16 protein-coding genes are annotated in these 20,460 nt (G+C 31.0%); 6 read left to right on the top strand and 10 right to left on the bottom strand.

Translation table 11 applies throughout. The features are described 5' to 3' along the window. Positions 1-279 precede the first annotated feature (279 nt). Together TVTCOM_RS10345 and TVTCOM_RS10340 are read left to right on the top strand one after the other, a co-directional pair. Positions 280-1,029 carry an ABC transporter ATP-binding protein gene (locus tag TVTCOM_RS10345; RefSeq protein ID WP_434796195.1) on the top strand — a complete coding sequence of 250 codons (750 nt, stop codon included), beginning with the start codon at positions 280-282 and terminating at the stop codon, positions 1,027-1,029. Continuing rightward, positions 1,019-1,837, top strand: a complete 819-nt coding sequence (locus TVTCOM_RS10340) for an ABC transporter permease (RefSeq protein WP_434796194.1) — start codon at positions 1,019-1,021, stop codon at positions 1,835-1,837. Before TVTCOM_RS10345 ends, TVTCOM_RS10340 begins: the two co-directional genes overlap by 11 nt. A 39-nt stretch (positions 1,838-1,876) precedes the next feature. Here TVTCOM_RS10340 and TVTCOM_RS10335 read toward each other — a convergent pair whose 3' ends face one another. The 4 genes from TVTCOM_RS10335 to TVTCOM_RS10320 form a co-directional block, all read right to left on the bottom strand. After that, entirely contained in the window at positions 1,877-2,836 is a 960-nt protein-coding gene (locus TVTCOM_RS10335; RefSeq protein WP_434796193.1) for an ABC transporter permease, read from the bottom strand. After that, entirely contained in the window at positions 2,836-3,984 is a 1,149-nt protein-coding gene (locus TVTCOM_RS10330; RefSeq protein ID WP_434796192.1) for an ABC transporter permease, read from the bottom strand. The genes TVTCOM_RS10335 and TVTCOM_RS10330 overlap by 1 nt, the downstream gene beginning before the upstream one ends. Beyond that, complete coding sequence (locus tag TVTCOM_RS10325) at positions 3,977-5,521, bottom strand: ABC transporter ATP-binding protein (RefSeq protein ID WP_434796191.1); 1,545 nt, start codon at positions 5,519-5,521, stop codon at positions 3,977-3,979. The genes TVTCOM_RS10330 and TVTCOM_RS10325 overlap by 8 nt, the downstream gene beginning before the upstream one ends. A gap of 132 nt (positions 5,522-5,653) precedes the next feature. Further along, entirely contained in the window at positions 5,654-6,730 is a 1,077-nt protein-coding gene (locus tag TVTCOM_RS10320) for a BMP family lipoprotein (protein ID WP_434796190.1), read from the bottom strand. A 226-nt stretch (positions 6,731-6,956) separates the two neighbouring features. On the opposite strand from TVTCOM_RS10320, the gene TVTCOM_RS10315 reads away from it, so the two are divergent. The 3 genes from TVTCOM_RS10315 (at position 6,957) to TVTCOM_RS10305 (ending at position 10,134) form a co-directional block, all read left to right on the top strand. Further along, positions 6,957-7,964, top strand: coding sequence for an LCP family protein (locus tag TVTCOM_RS10315; protein ID WP_434796189.1), 1,008 nt, complete (start codon positions 6,957-6,959; stop codon positions 7,962-7,964). Between the two features lie 55 nt (positions 7,965-8,019). Next, entirely contained in the window at positions 8,020-8,997 is a 978-nt protein-coding gene (locus TVTCOM_RS10310; RefSeq protein WP_434796188.1) for an LCP family protein, read from the top strand. A 102-nt stretch (positions 8,998-9,099) separates the two neighbouring features. Continuing rightward, positions 9,100-10,134, top strand: a complete 1,035-nt coding sequence (locus tag TVTCOM_RS10305; protein WP_434796187.1) for an ABC transporter substrate-binding protein — start codon at positions 9,100-9,102, stop codon at positions 10,132-10,134. A 62-nt stretch (positions 10,135-10,196) separates the two neighbouring features. Here the strand turns inward: TVTCOM_RS10305 and TVTCOM_RS10300 are convergent, their stop codons facing one another. The 4 genes from TVTCOM_RS10300 to TVTCOM_RS10285 all read right to left on the bottom strand — a co-directional run bounded on the left by TVTCOM_RS10300 (position 10,197) and on the right by TVTCOM_RS10285 (position 13,036). Continuing rightward, positions 10,197-10,793 (bottom strand): TetR/AcrR family transcriptional regulator, encoded by a 597-nt coding sequence (locus TVTCOM_RS10300; protein ID WP_434796186.1) that lies wholly within the window; start codon positions 10,791-10,793, stop codon positions 10,197-10,199. A gap of 141 nt (positions 10,794-10,934) precedes the next feature. After that, positions 10,935-11,048 (bottom strand): hypothetical protein, encoded by a 114-nt coding sequence (locus TVTCOM_RS10295; protein WP_434799733.1) that lies wholly within the window; start codon positions 11,046-11,048, stop codon positions 10,935-10,937. 23 nt (positions 11,049-11,071) lie between these two features. Beyond that, complete coding sequence (locus tag TVTCOM_RS10290; protein ID WP_434796185.1) at positions 11,072-11,572, bottom strand: hypothetical protein; 501 nt, start codon at positions 11,570-11,572, stop codon at positions 11,072-11,074. A 231-nt stretch (positions 11,573-11,803) separates the two neighbouring features. Next, positions 11,804-13,036, bottom strand: coding sequence for an IS256 family transposase (locus tag TVTCOM_RS10285; RefSeq protein WP_434796184.1), 1,233 nt, complete (start codon positions 13,034-13,036; stop codon positions 11,804-11,806). A gap of 601 nt (positions 13,037-13,637) precedes the next feature. On the opposite strand from TVTCOM_RS10285, the gene ltrA reads away from it, so the two are divergent. Next, positions 13,638-15,059: a group II intron reverse transcriptase/maturase gene (ltrA, locus tag TVTCOM_RS10280; RefSeq protein ID WP_228110198.1), complete on the top strand. Its 1,422-nt coding sequence runs from the start codon at positions 13,638-13,640 to the stop codon at positions 15,057-15,059. 98 nt (positions 15,060-15,157) lie between these two features. Here ltrA and TVTCOM_RS10275 read toward each other — a convergent pair whose 3' ends face one another. Then, positions 15,158-18,694, bottom strand: coding sequence for a molybdopterin-dependent oxidoreductase (locus TVTCOM_RS10275; protein ID WP_434796183.1), 3,537 nt, complete (start codon positions 18,692-18,694; stop codon positions 15,158-15,160). A 17-nt stretch (positions 18,695-18,711) separates the two neighbouring features. Then, positions 18,712-20,460, bottom strand: coding sequence for an NADH-ubiquinone oxidoreductase-F iron-sulfur binding region domain-containing protein (locus TVTCOM_RS10270; protein WP_434796182.1), 1,749 nt, complete (start codon positions 20,458-20,460; stop codon positions 18,712-18,714).

The following is a 20,460-nucleotide window of genomic DNA, read 5'->3' as shown; positions in this document are numbered from 1 at the left end:
ATTTTCATCATAGTATATCTTTTTCTATCCCCTCCTAGATATTTTTACTTTCTAAAATTTTTGAATTTAGCCATTATAAAATTTACATAGTTTACTATCTTTAATATAAGCATATTACTTTTCATACCATTTCGCCATAATTATTTTACATTTTTATTATGTTTTATCATCTTTCGTCTCATTTATTGTATTATATTTATTCACAAGAAAACTGGTACAAATACTTACTCCAATTAATACTATAATATATAGTCTTAAAACTTCATGGGGGTGACTTAAATGGAGGAGATTATCAAAGTTACTGACCTCTGTAAAAATTTTTATTCAAAAGAAGGAGAACTTCAAGTTCTTCAAAATATTAACTTCTCTCTTCAACAAGGAGAGATTTTATCACTACTTGGCCCATCAGGTTCTGGTAAATCAACAATACTAAATATCCTCACAAAGCTTCTAAAGCCAACTAGCGGTGATGTTGTTATTAATGGAACAATCGGTTATATGTTCCAAAGGGATCATCTCTTAGAATGGCGAAGTATTATGGACAACATTACTATAGGACTTGAAATACAAAAAAATAAAGACCTTAAAGCCATTGAAAGAGTTGAAAATTTGTTAAAAACTTATGATTTATGGGATTTTAGAAATATGTATCCTAAGGAATTATCAGGAGGTATGAGACAAAGAGTGGCGCTTATTCGTACCTTATCAGTAGACCCAGATGTTCTTTTACTTGACGAACCATTTTCTGCACTAGATTATCAAACAAGATTACTTGTAAGTGATGATGTTTATAGAATAATAAAAAATGAAAATAAATCTGCTATTTTAGTAACACATGATATAGCAGAAGCTATAGCTATGGGCGATAAAGTTGCAGTACTATCAAAACGTCCTTCTACTATTAAAAGTGAATATGACATCGACTTAGGCCTTGGAGAATCTAGAACACCATTTGAGTGTCGTAAAGTTCCTAAGTTTCAAACTTATTTTGACTTATTATGGAAGGAGCTAGATAATAATGAGATTTAATGAAAAATCTATTGAATATGAGAAATATTTAAAAGATGTTAAAATGAGAAAAATTAAGATATTTGTAATACAAATTGTTTTACTAATAGGTTTCTTTATTCTTTGGGAAGTATTAGCTAACAATAATATTATTAGTACTTTTTTATTTAGTAAACCTTCTGATATTTATAAACTATTTATATCTTATATTTCGAACGGATTATTAATTAAACATATAGGTATATCAGTTTATGAAACAGTTCTTGGTTTAGTTATTGGTAGTACTTTAGGTATAATTATAGCCATTATGCTATGGTGGTCAGATACATTAGCTAAAATCTTAGATCCATTCTTAGTAGTTCTTAATGCGCTACCTAAAACAGCCCTTGCTCCTATTATAATCGTATGGGTAGGTGCAGGTGTTGAAGGTATAGTAGTTACAGCAGTTGCTATTTCTATTGTTATTACTATTTTATCTTCTTATAATTATTTTAAAAATATGGATGAAGAAAAAATCAAAATGTTAAAAAGTTTCGGTGCTACAAAGAGTCAAATTCTATTTAAGCTTATTTTACCTGGTAATATAGGAAATTTAATAAATCTAACTAAAATAAATATTGGTATGGCTTGGGTAGGTGTTATAGTTGGTGAATTTTTAGTATCAAGATATGGTATAGGTTATTTAATTGTCTATGGAAGCCAAGTGTTTAAACTAGACGTTGTAATGATGGGCGTATTTGTCCTTGCAGTTTGTGCTTGGGCTATGTATGAAATTGTTAATCTAATAGAAAAGTTTTATTATTATAGACAAAGAAAAATTAAAGGATAAAGAAAAAGTATTGCTTAGTAAGCAATACTTTTTCTTTATCTATCTACTTCCCTTATCATAAGGCTGTGCCACAGCTCTTGGTGCTTGAGAAGATTTTGACGTAAATGCTAGTACTATTAGCGTTGCAATAAAAGGAATCATTTTATATACATCACTAGGTATATTTAAACTTGATAGTAAAGGTATAACTGAATATGCTGATGCAATAGTCTTCATTAAACCAAAGAATAATGCTGCAAATAATACTCTTAAGGGTTTCCATTGACCAAAAATCATAACAGCAAGTGCTAAGAAGCCATATCCTGAAACTGTAGCATTAAAATTTGTAGAAGTTGGTATTACAAATACTAAACCTCCAAGCCCTGCAAGTGCTCCAGAAATTAATACTCCTGCATAACGCATTTTATAAACATTAATCCCTACTGAATCAGCTGCTTGTGGATGCTCACCACAAGCTCTAAGTCTAAGACCAAATTTTGTTTTATATAATACTATAATAGAAATTGCTAAAATAGCTAAACCTATATACGTAGTTATGTAGCAATTCTTAAAGAATAAATCTCCTATTATAGGTATATCTCCCAATATAGGAACTGAAGGAATCCTGAAAGTGTTATTAAAAGTAATTTGTTGTACTCCATTTGTTTGAATCATTCTAGCTGCATAAATAGCAAAAGCTGGTGCAAACATATTTAAAGCTGTTCCGCCTATAATTTGGTCTGCTTTCATATTTATTGCTGAGTATGCAAGTAATAATGAAAATATCATACCTGTTATTATAGCAATAAGTATTGCCATTATTAATAGTAATTGACCACTCATTTTATCTTGCATCTTATTTATAAATAAAATACTTGCAAAAGCACCCATAATCATAATTCCATCTAAGGCTATATTTGTAACTCCGCTTCGTTCAGTAAATACTCCTCCAAGGGCAACTATTAATAAAGGTATGGAAAAGAACATTGTTTGTTGTACTATTAAAAATAGTATATCCATTACTCTTCACTCCCTTCAGTAGCTTCTATAATTTCTTTTTTTGAATCTTTCTTCTTTAATATTTTAGGCAATATAGATCTAAAGAATAATGCAAAAGCACTAAAATAAATAATACAAGCTATAATTATATCAATTACTTCTGGCATAAAATTAAGAGTTTGTAAGTAGTTTCCACCTAATGTTAAGTAAGAAATAAATATTGCTGAGAAGATTATTCCTATAGGGTTTGATAGAGCAAGTAGGGCAACTGGTATTCCGTTAAATCCTTCTACTGCTAATACATCTACAACTTTAATATGTCTACCATTTGCTCCTGATAAATAAAGCAATCCTCCACCCAGTCCTGATAAAGCACCTGATATTACCATAGACAAAATAATATTTCTCTTTTCATTTATTCCTGCATATTTACTTGCACTTGAATTAAATCCACAAGCCTTTAACTCATATCCAAATATGGTTTTATTTAATATAATATAAATTAAAATAGCTATAATAATAGCAATAATTATTCCTCCATTTACTGTGGAAATATCTTTGTAAGTACCTGTAACATTGACAAAAACCTTATCCAGTCCCCATTTTGGTAAGTCTGCACTTACTAAACAATTTTGAGACATAGACTTATTAGAGTCATATATATATAATTTAACTAACATATTACATAAATACATACCTATATAATTCATCATAATAGTTGAAATAACTTCATGTACATTATAATAAGCCTTTAATATTCCTGGAATCAATGCCCAAAGTCCACCAACAATTGCTGCTGCTAGCAACGCTACTATCCAATGAAATGGTGCTGGTAAAAATGTACATTTAACTCCTATAAATACTGCGGCAAATGCCCCCATTATAAATTGTCCTGGAGCACCTATGTTAAATAATCCTGTTTTAAATGCAAATCCTACTGAAAGGCCAGTTAGTATTAATGGTGCGGCAAAATAAAAAACTTGTCCAATACCTTTTGCTCCTGTACTAAATCCCCCTTCTAAAATTATGCCAAATCCTCTTACAGCTTGTGATGGATTACTTATTAATAAAACAATAAAGCCAAAAGCAAGTCCTATTAATATGGCAAATATGGAAGACATTGCACTATTAAATCCTTCACTGCGTATTAGTTTATTTAACTTATTCATGGGCGCTCACCTCACTTGTAATTTGTGTTTTGGACCCAGCCATATATAAACCTAATTCTTGAACTGTTACTTCTTCAGGTTTTAAATCTGCTACTATTTTTCCTTCATAAATCACTAATATTCTATCACTTAGGTTCATAACCTCGTCTAATTCAAGTGATACAAGTAAAATAGCTTTTCCTCTATCTCTTTCTTCTATCAACTGATGGTGTATATATTCTATTGCTCCCACATCTAACCCTCTAGTAGGCTGTACTGCTATTAATATTTCTGGATCTAAATCAACTTCTCTAGCTATAATAGCCTTTTGCTGATTACCTCCAGACATGCTTCTAGTAGTAGTTTTAGTACCTTTACCACTTCTAATATCATATTGACTTATTAATTTATTTGTATATTCATCCACATTATGAAAATTTATAAATCCTTTATTTTGATAATCTTTTGTAAAATATCTTTTCAACATAAGATTTTCACCTAAAGAATACTCTAAAATTAGTCCATCTTTATGTCTATCTTCAGGTATATGTGCCATTCCTTTAATGTTTCTTTTTCTAACACTTTCATTTGTAATATCACTTCCATTTAAAGAAATACTACCACTACTTATGGGACCAAGGCCTGTTAAAGCATATACTAATTCTGATTGACCATTTCCATCAATTCCGGCAATACAAACTATCTCTCCCTTTTTAACATTAAAAGATACATTGTCAACTAGCTTCTTATTATTGCCTTTTGAATTTACCGATAAATTTTTTACTTCCAATATAATTTCTCCAATTTGTGGTATGTTCTTTTCTATTTGTAAATTTACTTTACGCCCTACCATCATTTCAGAAAGTTCTTCTTTTGTAACTTGGCTAACTTTGACAGTGTCAATATATTTTCCTTTTCTAAGGACTGTACATCTATCTGCCACGGCTTTTATTTCATTTAATTTATGAGTAATAAATAAAATGGACTTTCCTTCCTTAGCCAAGCTTTTCATTATTTTCATTAATTCTTCTATTTCTTGAGGAGTAAGTACAGCTGTCGGTTCATCAAATATTAAAATTTCATTATTTCTATATAGCATTTTTAATATTTCTACACGTTGTTGCATTCCTACTGTTATGTCCTCTATAATGGCATCTGGCTCAACCATTAATCCATATTTTTGTGACAAATCTATAACTCTTTTTCTAGCATCGTCCATTTTTAACAGTCCATGACTAGTAGTTTCCACCCCTAAAATTATATTTTGTAGTACAGTAAAGTTGTGTACCAACTTAAAGTGTTGGTGAACCATACCTATTCCTAAGTTATTTGCATCATTTGGATCTTTTATATTTACTACCTCTCCATTTTTTTTAATTACACCTTTTTCTGGTTGGTATAAACCAAACAATACACTCATTAGTGTAGACTTTCCTGCTCCATTTTCACCCAATAAAGCATGTACTTCTCCTTTTTTTAATTGTAAAGTAATATTGTCATTAGCTATTATTCCAGGAAATTCTTTAGTTATATCTAGCATTTCTATTATATGTTCCATAGATATCTCCTTACTAATTATTTGTTTATTATAATTATACAAGAAAAAAAGTTTTTTTACAATTTATGGAAATTATTCAATAAAAAAGTCAGTTCAAAAGAACTGACTTTTTACTAATTTATAAAAATATATTTATTTTACTACTTTCACAGATACAACACTAACATTTAAATCTGTAGCATTTCCAACGTCATCTTTTTGAAGTTTTATTTTTCCATCTGCTAAGTTTTTGTAAACTTTATCGTAATCTGCTTGAGTGAATTTTTCAAACTTAGAAGTTTCCATAGGAAGCTTAACACCATCTTTATCTGCACCAAGTACTAAAGATTCTCCTCCTGGGAACTTACCATTATAATATGCGTCTAATGTTTGTTCAACTGCTGATGATAAACCTTTCATTGCAGAAGTTATTACTGTATCAGACTCACTACTTTGGTCAACGTCAACACCTATAACTTTTTTACCTTCTATTGATTCAGCAGCAGACATTACAGAGTTTCCTACAGCACCACCAGCTGCAAATATTACTTCAGTTCCATCAGTATACCAAGATGAAGCTAATGTTTGTACTTCTGGTGTAGCATCAAATCCACCTGTGTAGTGGTATTTAATATCAACTTTATCTACTTTTAATTCTTTTGCTGCAGCATCAGCACCTTGTACAAATCCATATCCAAAACGTATAACAGCTGGTACTGCCATTCCACCCATAAATCCTAATTTTGTATATCCTTCTTTTACAGCTGCATATCCAGCTAAATAACCAGATTGTTCTTCTGCAAATACTATACCTACCGTATTATCATTTGTTTTGTAATTGTTGTCTGTATCATGTGGATTTCCATCAATTAATATAAAGTGTACATCTGGATATTTATCTTGAGCTATGAATATAGGCTCTTCAAATAAAAATCCTGGAGTAACTACTACTTTAGCACCACCTTGAACAGCTAATTCTATAGCCGCTAAATATGCATCCGTAGATTGTTCAGTTGGTTTGTAATACTCATGAGAGATATTGTGTTTATCAGCATAAGCTTCTATACCCTCCCAAGTACCTTGGTTAAATGATTTGTCATCAATTGTTCCTATATCGGTTATCATTGCAATTTCTTTACCCTCATTGTTAGTTTCCTCTGATGAAGAACTACATGCAACTAAACCAAATCCTAGAATACATGATAGTAAAATAGATAAGATCTTTTTCATTTATTCATTTCCTCCTATTATTTTTTTGACTTACAGTCAATATAATTATATTCCATTTTTTACCATTTTGAAAGCAATGGACCATATTTTGTTAAATAACTTTAATATAAATTTAAAACGCCTAAAAAAGTAGTTTATTGGGAAAAAATTCAATTATTTCTTGCCCTAACATGTTTGTATTGTTATAATTTTTACTATAAATATAAATCAGATTGGGTGGAGAAAAATGTCAAAATACAAAAAAATTATTCTTTGTATAATATCCCTTATTGTCATAATACCAGTGTCAGTTTATGGATATTTACAATACAAACTGAAAGATGTAACAGTATCATCAACTTATAAATCTAAAATTGAAGAGGTTGATGGTATAACTAATATTTTATTACTTGGAACAGATGGTAGAAAAGATGAGACTGCCTTTAGAACAGATTCTATGATTATTCTTACTATTGATAATAATAATAAAAATATTAAACTTACTTCTTTAGCAAGAGATACTTACGTTAATTTACCAGGAAGAGGTAAAGGTAAATTGAATACTGCTTATTTTTGGGGAAAGGAAAATCTTTTATTTGAAACAATTGAAGATGAATTTGGTATAGGTCTAGATAAATATGTAATTGTAGACTTCACTTCTTTAATGGATATTATTTATGCTTTAGATGGAGTAGAGTTAGATGTTAAAGAATCAGAAATAAATGAAGTGAATAAATTCATTCCAGAATGCTATAAATTCTGCGAAAATCCTAACAAGGGAGAAATGCAATTAATAGAGTCACCTGGCAAACAAACATTAAATGGTTATCAGGCTTTATCTTATAGCCGTATTAGAAAAAGTGATAGTGCCATATTTAGAGATGGTAGACAAAGAAATGTTATTAATGCTGTTATGAAAAAATACCAAGATGTATCCTTTACAAAATATCCACAGTTAATTGATGCCCTAACTCCATATATTACTACAAATTTAACATCAAGTGACATTACTAGTCTTGCACTTACAGGATATAATATTTTATCTGGAAAATCACTTAAAACAACTTTAAAAGAAGGAGAATTCCCTATTACAGATGAAATACATTCAAAAGGAGGAATATATGGCAATTCAGGTTGGGTATGGGTATATGATATTAATTCCACAGGTGTATTAAGAGATTTTATATATAACAATATAGACATGAAAGATAATGAATATCTACTTAACAATAATAATATCTCTTTAAATTACTAAAATTTTTTACTCAAATTTTTTGAAACTTTAAATTTTATTATAAAGGAGTGTAATTATGTCTCGTGGGAAAAAAATTGTCATAGCTTTAGTTATAGTTCTTTTATTATTACCTATGGCTGTTTTCGGGTTTCTTTATTATAAAATAAATAATATAGATACTAATGAGCAAGTCGAGGGTGTTACCAACATATTATTACTAGGAACTGATGGTAGAGAAAATGAAAGTGCCTACAGATCTGACTGCATGATGATAGTTACTATTGATAATACACACAACAGCGTAAAATTAACTTCTTTAGCCCGTGATACATATGTTGAAATACCAGGAGAAGGTATGGGTAAGCTTAATGCATCCTATTTTTGGGGCAAAGAGCAATTATTGTTTAAAACTATAAGTAACGAATTCGGAATAGACATTGATAAATTTATTCAAATTGACTTTGAAGGATTAATGGATGTAATAACACAGCTTGGAGGAGTAGAAGTAGATATCACAGAGAAAGAAATGAAAGCTGTAAATAAATTAATACCTTCCACATATGAGTCTTATGATAATGCTGATAAAGGTGAAATGAAGTTAATTCCAGGTTCTGGTGTACAAACATTAACTGGTTATCAAGCTATATCTTATTGTAGAATTAGAGATATAGACAGTGCCATTTATAGAGATGGTAGACAAAGAAAAGTTATAATGGGAGTAGCATCAAAGTTGAAAGGTCTTTCTTCATCTGAATATCCAAAATTAATAAAATCTTTATTGCCTAGCGTAAGCACTAATATGGGATCTATTGAATTATTAAATCTTGGAACATCAGCATATAGCATTCTTTCTAAAGATAGTACTATTAAACAGGGACAATTCCCTATAATAGATGACATACACTCTAAGGGTGGCAAATATAAAGATGCTGGTTGGGTTTGGTTATATGATAAAAATTCAGTAGTAGTTTTAAAACAATTTATTTTCGACGATATACCAATGGAAAATAATAAATACCTAAGCGAAACAAATAAGATAGAACTAAATCACTAAACATTTTAGAGAGCATATATAATATATGTTCTCTTTTTTTGTAACACCTATATCTCCTTTTTAATATAATATATTATCGTTAATTTATAGGGGGATATATATATGCATAAAAAGATTATTGCTCTTGCTAGTGCTCTTTCATTAGGAGCGTGCTGTCTTACTGGTTGTGCTTCAAATAACCAGTCTACAAAGGATAAAGAGTTAGATAAGGTTACTGTGGCTGAAGTAACACACTCTGTTTTCTATGCACCTCAATACGCAGCAATTACACAGGGATTTTTTGAAGAGGAAGGAATTGAAGTGGATTTAATAGATGCACAAGGTGCTGATAAAACTATGGCAGCTTTAATTTCTGGAGAAGCTGATATTGGTCTTATGGGTCCTGAAGCTTCTATATACGTGTATAAACAAGGTAGCGATGATTATGCTATTAACTTTGCACAATTAACAAAGAGAGACGGAAGTTTTATAGTATCTAGAGAAAAAAATGATAATTTTACTTATAAAGATTTAGAAGGAAAAGAGATTCTAGGTGGAAGAGCTGGTGGAGTTCCTCTAATGACATTGGAATATTTATTAAAAAATCAAGATTTAACTATTGGTGAGAATACATCAAAAGGACAGGTAAATGTTCGTACGGATGTTCAATTTGGCGTAATGGCTGGAGCATTTGCAGCTGGTGAGGCTGATTATACAACAGCATTTGAACCTACTGCAACTCAGTTGGTAAAAGAAGGTGCAGGTTATATTGTGGCATCTGTTGGTCAGGATGCTGGCGAAATACCTTTTACTTGTTACAGTGCTACTAAATCATATATGGATAAGAATTCAGATTTAATACAAAGATTTACTAATGCACTATATAAAGGTCAAAAATGGGTTCAACAAGCTTCTGACGAAGAAGTAGCTAAAGCTATGCAACCATTCTTTGAAGATACTTCTTTAGAAGATTTAATAGTTGTTGCACAAAAGTACAAAGAAATTGATGCATGGTCATCAGATCCACTTCTAAAAGAAGATAGCTTAAACAGATTAATGGATATTATGATTGAAGGCGGAGAATTAAACGAGAAAATACCATATAACTCAGTTGTAACTACAAACTATGCTGAAAAAGCTATTGAAAATAATAAATAGTTTTTATTAAATAAATTAGATAAAAGAAAAAGCCACTCCTATTGAGATGGCTTTTTCCTTTTCTAATTATCTATAATTTTAGATAGCTCATTGCGTCCTTTATCAGTTAGTAAATTATACATTATTGACCATGCATGATTTCGATAAGATTCTTGAGTATAATTTAATCCTTTTATATTAGAAAATGGTATCCAATATATACTTGAAATCAGTAAAGTATCAATTACTCTATCATATTCATGAATAAACTTCTCTGCTCTAATTAATCTCTCAGATTTAAGCTTATTAAGGCATTCTTTTAGTATTTTTACATTGTAATCATATCTATCTTCTTGCTTTTTTCGTATTTTGCTAGATAATTGTGAAAGTTGAGCATGATGCCAAAAATAAAAGGCATTATCTTGAACTACTTGCTGTATATGAATAAAAAATGCATCTAGTTCATCAAGTTTCTCTATAGGTTTAGTCCATGATTCATCTGAATTTTCATCAATAAGAGCTTCCATAATTTCTTCTTTTTTATTAAAGTAATAAGTTAGGTTGCCACTGCTAATACCCAAATGATTTGCAATATCACGTATTGAAACAGCATTAAATCCTCTCTCATTAAACAACTGTTTAGATATATCTAATATTTCACTTCTTCTATCTCTTTTCATTTTAATTTTCCTCTTTTATTTTTAAAGTTTTCTCCAATTCCATTTTTGTAAGTTTTTTGACTTCTCTTCTAGCAAATAATATTACAATTAACGCAGCAATGCCATCTGATATGGGACCAACAAAGAAAACGCCATCAATACCTAATAATATGGGAAAAATGTTATAATAGCTACTATTGTTCCATATTTAATTGCCATAAGATAAGTTTCTTTAACTCTATCATACTTCTTACTTCCAAAATTAAAACCATAAATAGGCTGACATCCTAAAGAAATTCCTATAATACAAGATAAAAAAGAACTGTAATCTTTCCTACAGCACCTGCTGCAGCTATGGCTATTTCACTACCATAAATTGATAAACCTCCATAATATCGTAAAGTATTCATTTGAATAATTTGTACTATTGTTGATAAAATATGTGTTGTAAAGGCTGCTACTCCTAAAGAACAAATTGTATATATTATTTTAGGATTAAAGATAAAATCATTTTTACTAATAGATACTGATTTAAATCTAAAAAGTAAATATATAAGCCCAAGTATACTTGATAAGATTTGACCAAATACAGTGGCCAAAGCAATTCCCTCAATGCCCATCTTAAATACAAATAAAAAAATTGGATCAAATATCATGTTGAAAATAGCTCCTGACAACAAAACTAAACTTGAATAGTTGGGATTACCGTCTGCTCGAATAAAATAAGATATTCCAGCAGAAAAAATTCCAAAAGGAATTCCCATACTTATAATCAGTGCATAGGGCTTTGCATATTGCATGACGTGCTAATTTAATATTTGCTCAATAGTACTAATACATCAAGTTATAAAAAGGAGAATGTCTATAGATTTGTGTAAATAGACTTATTTATTAATTGATATTACTGGAAATTACTTATTCCAGTAATATTTTTTTATTTGATTGGAATACTAATAATGGTATTTTATACATTTTTATTATGTGTCTAATTTAGGACAATATACACTAAATTTACCATTTTCAAAAAAATTTTAGATTGTATATTTTTTAGGAATTCTATCTTCAAATCTAATTGTTAGCTGCGCTAAAGTGGTAGCCCAATTTTGATTTGGAGATGTCCATTTTTCTATGATTTTCATAGTAGAAAGATACAGAGATTTTCTTAGTGACTCATCTGTAGGAAATACAGTTCTAACCTTTGTATATTTTCTTAGCTGTCTATTAAAACCTTCTAGTGAGTTTGTAGTATATATGATTCTTCTAATATCTTCAGAAAAATCGAAAAACGTTGCTAAATTAGGCCAATTATTATACCAAGAATCTATTACAACTGAATACTTGTTATACCATTTATCTTTTAAAATATCTAAATTTGCAAGCGCAGTTTCTTCATTGAATGCTCTATACACATTCTTTAAATCTTTCATAAATTCCTTTTGATCTTTTGATGCTATATATTTTAATGAATTTCTAATTTGATGTACTATGCAAGTTTGTATATTCACATCTGGATATACAGTTTTTATTGCTTCTGGAAGGCCTTTTAAACCATCCATGCAAGCTATTAATATATCATTTAAACCTCTATTTTTTAAATCATTACATACTGATAGCCAGAACTTTGCCCCTTCAGATTCACCTATCCAAATACCTAATATATCTTTTTTTCCTTTCATATCTAAGGCCATACAAATGTATGCAGCTTTAGATACTATTTTATTATCATCTCTTACTTTAAAATGCATAGCATCCATATATACTATAGGATAAATTTCATCAAGTGTTCTACTTTGCCATTCGGCGGCAGCCTCAACAACCTTATCTGTTATCTTAGAAATCATTGAAGGTGATACATCTATACCATATAGCTCTTCCATTTCAGATTGAATATCTCTCACACTCATTCCACAAGCATAAAGACCTATTATCTTTTTATCTAATTCATTACATACTGTTTCATATTTCTTAACAACCTTCGGTTCAAATTCTGATTTTCTATCTCTTGGAACATCTAATCCAATATCACCAAAACTACTACTTATTGTCTTTGAACTATATCCATTTCGATAATTTGTATCATTATTATCAGATCTTTCATATTTCTCTCTACCTAGATGTTCTTCCATTTCAGCCTCTAAAAGTTGTTGCATTACATCCTTGAATAGTTTTTGCATCAATCCATTTTTTCCAACGATGTCTTCCATTGTCTTACATTTTTTCACCTCTGCTTGATAATCAATATCTGGAATAATTATATCTTTCATTTTACAAACCTCCATAAATTTTAATATGAATATTATTCCAAACTTACCAATTTTAAATACTAAAAAAGTGTAGGTAAGTTTGTTTTTACACAAACCTATCTACACTCCCATAAAAAGTAAAATTATAAATATTATATACAATAAAAAAAGCCACTTATTTACAAGTGGCTTCTTTTTTACGTGTGCCCAGCATGGGCAACAACTTGACGGTGAAAGTCCGTTGCGGGCTTGATAGTGGGAACCGCTAGCTAATGGCAAGGGTGTCCATCGTGAGGTGGAATCTGAAGGAAGCCTACGGCAAAGTCTTGGTCTGAGGAACACGAACTACATATGAGGCTATTGGAAACGGACGAGTTTGCGTAACAAGACAAAGTCCAACACTATCCAAAATTTCTAATAGTAAATGTAGCAGATATATGAGATGAAGGTTGTTGCTCTTACCTGGGGAGGTCTGATAGATATATCATTAATAGAGGATGAACTTCCTAGATGATAACCTACATAGTGATATGTAATTGAACTATCAGAAGTCAGCAGACGTCATAGTACTATTGACTGCGCAATCAATAGGAAGGACTGAACATTAAGGAGGTTTTCAACTTTGGATAAATTGAAGAACGTGGATAAAGTGCAGACAACTGAATATTCAGGCTACCGTGTGGAAGTAAAGTTGGAAACTGGAAATAAACATGGAGTGCATAGCGTAGCTTCGGTATTACCGAAGGTAGAAATAGAGAACCGTGCAAAAATATCTACTAATAATTTACTCGATAAAATCTTAGCAAAAGATAATATGTATCGTGCTATGCAACGAGTAATCAAGAATAAAGGTAGTCACGGTGTTGATGGAATAAAGACTGATGAACTTCACGACTATTGCAAAAAGCACTGGACTACAATGAAATCTAAATTATTAGATGGAACATACAAACCATCACCTGTTAGAAGGGTAGAAATACCTAAACCTAACGGTGGGACTAGGATGCTTGGAATTCCAACAGTAGTAGATAGAATGATACAACAAGCAATAGCACAAGCGTTGACATTTGTATATGAACCAATTTTCTCTAATAGTAGTTATGGTTTTAGACCAAACAGAAGTCAGCATCAAGCAATAAAGAAATCCTTAGAATATATAAATGAAGGATATAAATGGGTAGTAGATATGGATTTAGAGAAATTCTTTGATAAAGTAAATCATGACATTTTAATTGATAGATTATCAAGACAAATTAAAGATAAAAGAGTATTAGACTTAATAAGGAAATATCTTAAAAGTGGAATAATGTTAAATGGAGTTATCGTATCAAATGAAGAAGGAACTCCCCAAGGAGGACCATTAAGTCCGCTTCTATCAAATATAATGCTTGATGAGGTTGATAAAGAATTAGAAAGAAGAGGTCATAAATTCTGTAGATTCGCAGATGACTGTAATATCTACGTTAAAAGTAGAAAAGCAGGGTTAAGAGTTTTAAACAGTATTAAGAAATTAATTGAAAATGAATTAAAACTTAAAATAAATGAAAAGAAAAGTGCCGTTGACTTAGTTAGTCGCAGAAAATTTCTAGGATTTTCATTCTATTTTACAAAGGGCGGCGCCCAAATAAGGATACATGAAAGCTCATATAATAAACTAAAATCTAAAGTAATAGAAATTACAAATAGAAATAAAGGAATAGATATGGGATGGAGAATGTTGAAACTTAATCAACTTATGATAGGTTGGATTAATTACTTTGGCATAGCGAAAGCTAAAGGCAATATACAAAATATTGAAAAATGGATTAGGCGAAGACTTAGAGCATGTATCTGGAAACAATGGAAATTACCAAGGACGAAGTGTAAGAATCTTGTTAAACTTGGAATGGATAAATATAAGGCCTACCAATATTCAAATACAAGAAAAGGCTACTGGAGAATATCCGGTAGCCCAATCCTATCAAAAACACTTACAAATAAATACCTAGAAGAAATAGGATATATGAGTATTTCCAAGAGATATTTAAAAGTGCATGGAACTTAATGAACCGCCGTGTACCGAACGGTACGCACGGTGGTGTGAGAGGACGCTAAATAAAATAATTATTTAGCTCCTACTCGATTAATTATAATTTAAAGTTCTTATATCTCTGTTGCTACACAGCATTCTTTTTTTATAAATGTATTAACTTGTTTAGGTAATCTTTCATTTATAACATTCATTAAATTATCTGTACAATTATGAACATTTACAAATTCACTATCATTTACTACTACAAATTTAGCATCAACTGGAGATAATACATTTCCGTATATTTCTCCAACTTTAGCATATTTATATTTAGGTAAAACATCTTCCATTTCAATACTTATATCCGCAGTATCTCTATAGTTAAAGTCTACTTCATATACATGAGCTATTTCAGCTGCAACTTCATAATTAGTTAATACATTTTCAACTATAGCAGCATTTACGCTTTGTATTCTTCTTTCTGTATTAGTAAATGTTCCATTTACTGATGCAAAACCAGTACCTGGTATAATAACATCAGCTATATCACAAGTTTCAGTCATATGAGTATCTAAAACCATTAAAAATTCTAAGTTAGATAAATTAACATGAGGATTTTCTCCAAAGCATAGAAGTCCTTTTACACCTTCCATAGCTTCTACTCCAGCTTTTATTCCCATATCAATTAATCCTTGAGAATTGTTTTTAGCTTTTATTTGAAGTATACCATCTCTAGGTGATCCTATATGTCCTGAAAGTAGGGCAATATTTCCTATCATAGTAGAAACTTCAACTGAAACTACATTTTGTTGGAATACAAGCATTGCTTTTTTAGCTGTAGCGTAAGCATTTGCTATTTCTTTTATTTCATCACTTACAGAAACATTGTCTAGTGAAGCTTTAAATTCTTCGAAATTATCCATTGAAGAAGCTTTACCCATTTCTATTAACGCTTTAGCCATTTCTTTAACAGCACTTAAGTCATTTTCAACATATACAACTTTTGTAGCAAAATCAAAGTTATTTACTTCATATCCTTTAGGATTTATTACATATACTTTTGCTCCTTGTTCAGCAGCTTGTTTTAACTTAAGTTGAATTACTGGATTGTTTTCCATTACAAATCCAAAAGTAACTATTACATTTGTAGCTAATAATTCATCAATTGTATTAGGAGAAGCATCTAATCCTATAACTTTTTCTAATCCGCTTTCAACATTATTAAAGCAAAGTGTTTTTGCTCCCATAGTGTCAGCTAATTTTTTCATTACATAAGCTTCTTCATTTGTAAATCTATCTGATATGGCAACAGCTACAGCATCTTTACCATATTTAGCAGCTATACTTTCAGCCTTTTTAGCAACAAGTAATAATGCTTCATGATAATCAGCTTCTCTAAATCCATCCTCACCTTTTATAAGTGGATTAGTTAATTTTCCTTCTAATGCTGAACAATCAAATCCCCATTTACCCTTACCACAGATAAGTCCTTGATTAACTGGACCCTTTTTATCTGGGTTAGATTTAATTAACATGTCTCCACATGTTTCTAAATGTAGAGAACATCCTACTGAACAGAATGAACATGTTGTATCTGTAACATCTGTTGCAAGTGGAACTTCCTTAACTACACTTTGTCTTTCTTGAAGTGCTCCTGTTGGACAAACACTTACACATTGTCCACAAGACATACATCCAGACTCTGCTAAAGATTTTTCAAGGGATGGTTTAACAACAGTATCAAATCCTCTGTTAACAAGTCCTAAAGCTCCAACACCCATAACTTCATCACAAACTCTTACACAAAGTCCGCAAAGTACACATTTGTTCGGATCTCTTACTATAAACGGATGATCATCTTCAAATTCTATTACATTTTTATCTCCAGCTAATCTTTCTGGTTTAACATCATATTGATTAGCATAATCTATTAATTTACATTCAAAGTAGTCATGACAACCACATTCTAAACATCTAGAAGCATCTTTTACTGCTTGTTCTTCGTCATATCCGAATACTACTTCAGTAAAGTTATCTTTTCTTTCTTCTGCTTCTAATTGATCCATAACTGGTCTACACATTCTTTCTCTATCTTCAAATGTTTTTTCAGTTATATCAAATCTTTCAACAACAAATGGTTTTTCATATTTTAATGTTTCACCATTTAAGTAAGCATTTATAGAATCTGATACTTTTCTAGCATCAGCTATAGCTTCTACTGCTATTGATATCTTATCATTACCACAGTCTCCACCAGCAAATACACCTTCCTGTGACGTCATAAATGTATCTTTATCATAAGCTATGGCATTTTTTCTAGTCTTATCCATACCTTCAAATTTAGAAGCATCAACTGCTTGACCTATAGCTAGTATCATAGTGTCTATATCTATAGTTTCAGTTTTTCCTTCTACTGCAACTGGACTTCTTCTTCCAGATGCATCAGCTTCACCAAGTTCCATAACTTGAAGTACTACTTGTTTAACTTTTCCATTTTCGTCTGCAACAACTTCAATAGGATTAGTTAAGTTTTTGAAGATTACTCCTTCTTCTTCAGCTTCAACTATTTCTACCATATCAGCAGGCATTTCATTTTTAGTTCTTCTATATATATTATAAACTTTTTTAGCTCCTAGTCTTACAGCAGTTCTACAAGCATCCATTGCAGTATTACCACCACCAACTATAGCTACGTTTTCACCAAGTTTTATTTCTTCATTTCTAACAACTTTTCTTAGGAAGTCTATACCACCTATAACGCCTTCACTATCTTCACCTTTACATCTAACACCAGTAGATACCCAAGCACCAATTCCAAGAAGTACAGCATCATAATCTGCTTTTATAGTTTCAAATGGTATATCCACACCAACTTTAGTATTAGGTATCATTTTAACACCCATACTTTCAATTAATGCTATTTCTTCATCTAAAACAGCTTTTGGAAGTCTATACTCTGGTATTCCATAACGAAGCATACCACCAAGTTTAGGCATAGATTCAATTATAGTTACACTATGACCCATTTGTCTTAAGAAATATGCAGCTGATAGACCCATTGGTCCACCACCTATTATGGCAACACTCTTACCAGTTTCTTCTGCTATTTCTGGTATAAATGGATTTTCACTTTCTAAATCTTTATCAGCAGCAAATCTTTTTAACCAAGCTATAGATACTGGTTCTTCCACAAGTTTTCTTCTACAATTTTCTTCACATGGATGAGGACATACTCTACCAATAGCTGCTGGTAGTGGAATTCTGTCTTTAATTAATTCTATTGCTGTCTCATATTCTCCATTTGCTATTAATCCCACATATCCTTGACAATCAGTGCCTGCAGGACATGCTAGAACACATGGAGGTCTACAATCCCCAACGTGATTAGATAGTAATAACTCTAAATTTGTTTTTCTTGACTCTATAACTCTGCTTGTGTTAGTTTTTATTATCATATTAGGTGATATTTCTGTAGCACAAGCCTTTACCATTTTTGGCATTCCTTCTATTTCAACTACACATAAACCACATGAACCATATATTTTAGTTCTTTCATCGTAGCATAGAGTAGGAATGAAAACATCATTTTCTCTTGCAACTTCAAGAATTGTTTGACCTGGCAATCCAAATACTTCTTTTCCGTCTATATTTAATCTGAATTTATTCATATTATCATCCTCCTCCCCTAGTCTCTAACTATTGCGCCGAACTTACAAGTTTCTTCGCACTTACCACATTTTATACATTTATCGTGATCTATTACATGCATTTCTTTCTTTTCACCTGATATAGCTTCAACTGGACATTTTTTAGCACAAGCTCTACATCCTTTACAATCTTCAGTTATATTAAATGTAATTAAAGATTTACATGATTTAGCTGTACATTTTTTATTATAAATATGATCTTCATACTCATTTCTAAAATATTTAATAGTTGTAAGAACTGGGTTAGGAGCAGTTTGACCAAGTCCACACATAGAACCATCTTTAATTTTTACTGCTAATTCTTCAAGAAGCTCTATATCTCCATCCTTACCTTCACCTTTAGTTATTCTTTCAAGTATTTCAAGCATTCTCTTAGTTCCTACTCTACAATAGTTACATTTACCGCAAGATTCTTTTCTAGTAAAGTCAAGGAAATATCTTGCCATATCTACCATACAAGTAGTTTCGTCCATTACGATCATACCACCAGAACCAACTATAGCTCCAGTTTTGTTTATATTTTCATAGTCAACAGGAGTTTCTATTAAAGCAGAAGGTATACATCCGCCAGATGGTCCACCCATTTGAACAGCTTTAAAAGCCTTATCTTTTTTAATTCCTCCACCTATACCAAATATAACATCTTTAAGTGGAAGACCCATAGGAACTTCAACTAGTCCACCTTTTTTAATTTTACCTGCAAGAGCAAATACTTTTGTACCTTTACTCTTTTCAGTTCCCATTGCACCAAAAGCAGCTCCACCGTTTACAATTATCCAAGATACGTTAGCATAAGTTTCAACGTTATTTATATTTGTAGGTTTTTGCCAATATCCTTTTTGAGCTGGGAATGGTGGTTTTAGTCTAGGCATTCCTCTTTCACCTTCAAGAGAAGCTATAAGTGCAGTTTCTTCACCACAAACGAATGCTCCAGCACCAGCTTTTATTCTTAAATCAAAATCAAATCCTGATCCAAATATATTTTTTCCAAGAAAACCTTTTTCTCTAGCTTGAGCCATAGCTATTTCAAGTCTATGTATAGCAAGAGGATACTCAGCTCTAACATAAATAACACCTTCAGTTGCACCCATTGCATATCCACCTATAATCATACCTTCTATAAGTGAATGAGGATCACCTTCTAGAACAGATCTATCCATAAATGCACCAGGGTCCCCTTCATCTGCGTTACATACTATATATTTTTGATCTGCTTTATTTTGTAAGGCTGCATTCCATTTAAACCAAGTAGGGAATCCTGCGCCACCTCTACCTCTAAGTCCTGAAACCTTTATTTCTTCTATTACATCTTCTTGTGTCATTGAAGTTACAACTTTTTTAGTAGCTTCATATCCACCTACTGCAACATATTCTTCTATCTTTTCAGGATTTATTAAACCACAATTTCTAAGTACAACTCTTTGTTGTTTTCCTATAAATAATTTATCTTCATCTGATATTTCTAAATCAGTAGCTATCTCCCCATTAACAAGATGTTTTTCTACTATTTCTAAAGCACATTCTGGTTTTACTTTTACATATCTTGTCATAACTTCATTGTCGTCATATACATCTACAATTGGTTCTAGGTAACAAGTACCTACACAACCAGTAATATCAACTTTAATATTTAGATTTTTTTCTTCTATAAGTCTCTCAAATTCTGCTGCTGTCTTTTTTGCTCCAGTTGCAACACCGCAACTACCTTGACCGATTATAACTTTCAT

It is taken from the genome of Terrisporobacter vanillatitrophus (assembly GCF_051148895.1).
In the GTDB taxonomy this organism is placed as follows: Bacteria; Bacillota; Clostridia; order Peptostreptococcales; family Peptostreptococcaceae; genus Terrisporobacter; species Terrisporobacter vanillatitrophus.
Note: the sequence above shows the minus strand (reverse complement) of the source record. Positions and strands in the feature narration are given on the sequence as shown.

Coding starts and splice junctions, on each gene's coding strand:
- TVTCOM_RS10300 (WP_434796186.1), bottom strand. CDS start 10,793: ATGAAAAGAGATAGAAGAAGTGAAATATTAGATATATCTAAACAGTTG.
- TVTCOM_RS10310 (WP_434796188.1), top strand. CDS start 8,020: ATGTCTCGTGGGAAAAAAATTGTCATAGCTTTAGTTATAGTTCTTTTA.
- TVTCOM_RS10305 (WP_434796187.1), top strand. CDS start 9,100: ATGCATAAAAAGATTATTGCTCTTGCTAGTGCTCTTTCATTAGGAGCG.
- TVTCOM_RS10345 (WP_434796195.1), top strand. CDS start 280: ATGGAGGAGATTATCAAAGTTACTGACCTCTGTAAAAATTTTTATTCA.
- TVTCOM_RS10275 (WP_434796183.1), bottom strand. CDS start 18,694: ATGAATAAATTCAGATTAAATATAGACGGAAAAGAAGTATTTGGATTG.
- TVTCOM_RS10325 (WP_434796191.1), bottom strand. CDS start 5,521: ATGGAACATATAATAGAAATGCTAGATATAACTAAAGAATTTCCTGGA.
- TVTCOM_RS10285 (WP_434796184.1), bottom strand. CDS start 13,036: ATGAAAGATATAATTATTCCAGATATTGATTATCAAGCAGAGGTGAAA.
- TVTCOM_RS10315 (WP_434796189.1), top strand. CDS start 6,957: ATGTCAAAATACAAAAAAATTATTCTTTGTATAATATCCCTTATTGTC.
- TVTCOM_RS10290 (WP_434796185.1), bottom strand. CDS start 11,572: ATGCAATATGCAAAGCCCTATGCACTGATTATAAGTATGGGAATTCCT.
- TVTCOM_RS10270 (WP_434796182.1), bottom strand. CDS start 20,460: ATGAAAGTTATAATCGGTCAAGGTAGTTGCGGTGTTGCAACTGGAGCA.
- TVTCOM_RS10330 (WP_434796192.1), bottom strand. CDS start 3,984: ATGAATAAGTTAAATAAACTAATACGCAGTGAAGGATTTAATAGTGCA.
- TVTCOM_RS10340 (WP_434796194.1), top strand. CDS start 1,019: ATGAGATTTAATGAAAAATCTATTGAATATGAGAAATATTTAAAAGAT.
- TVTCOM_RS10335 (WP_434796193.1), bottom strand. CDS start 2,836: ATGGATATACTATTTTTAATAGTACAACAAACAATGTTCTTTTCCATA.
- TVTCOM_RS10320 (WP_434796190.1), bottom strand. CDS start 6,730: ATGAAAAAGATCTTATCTATTTTACTATCATGTATTCTAGGATTTGGT.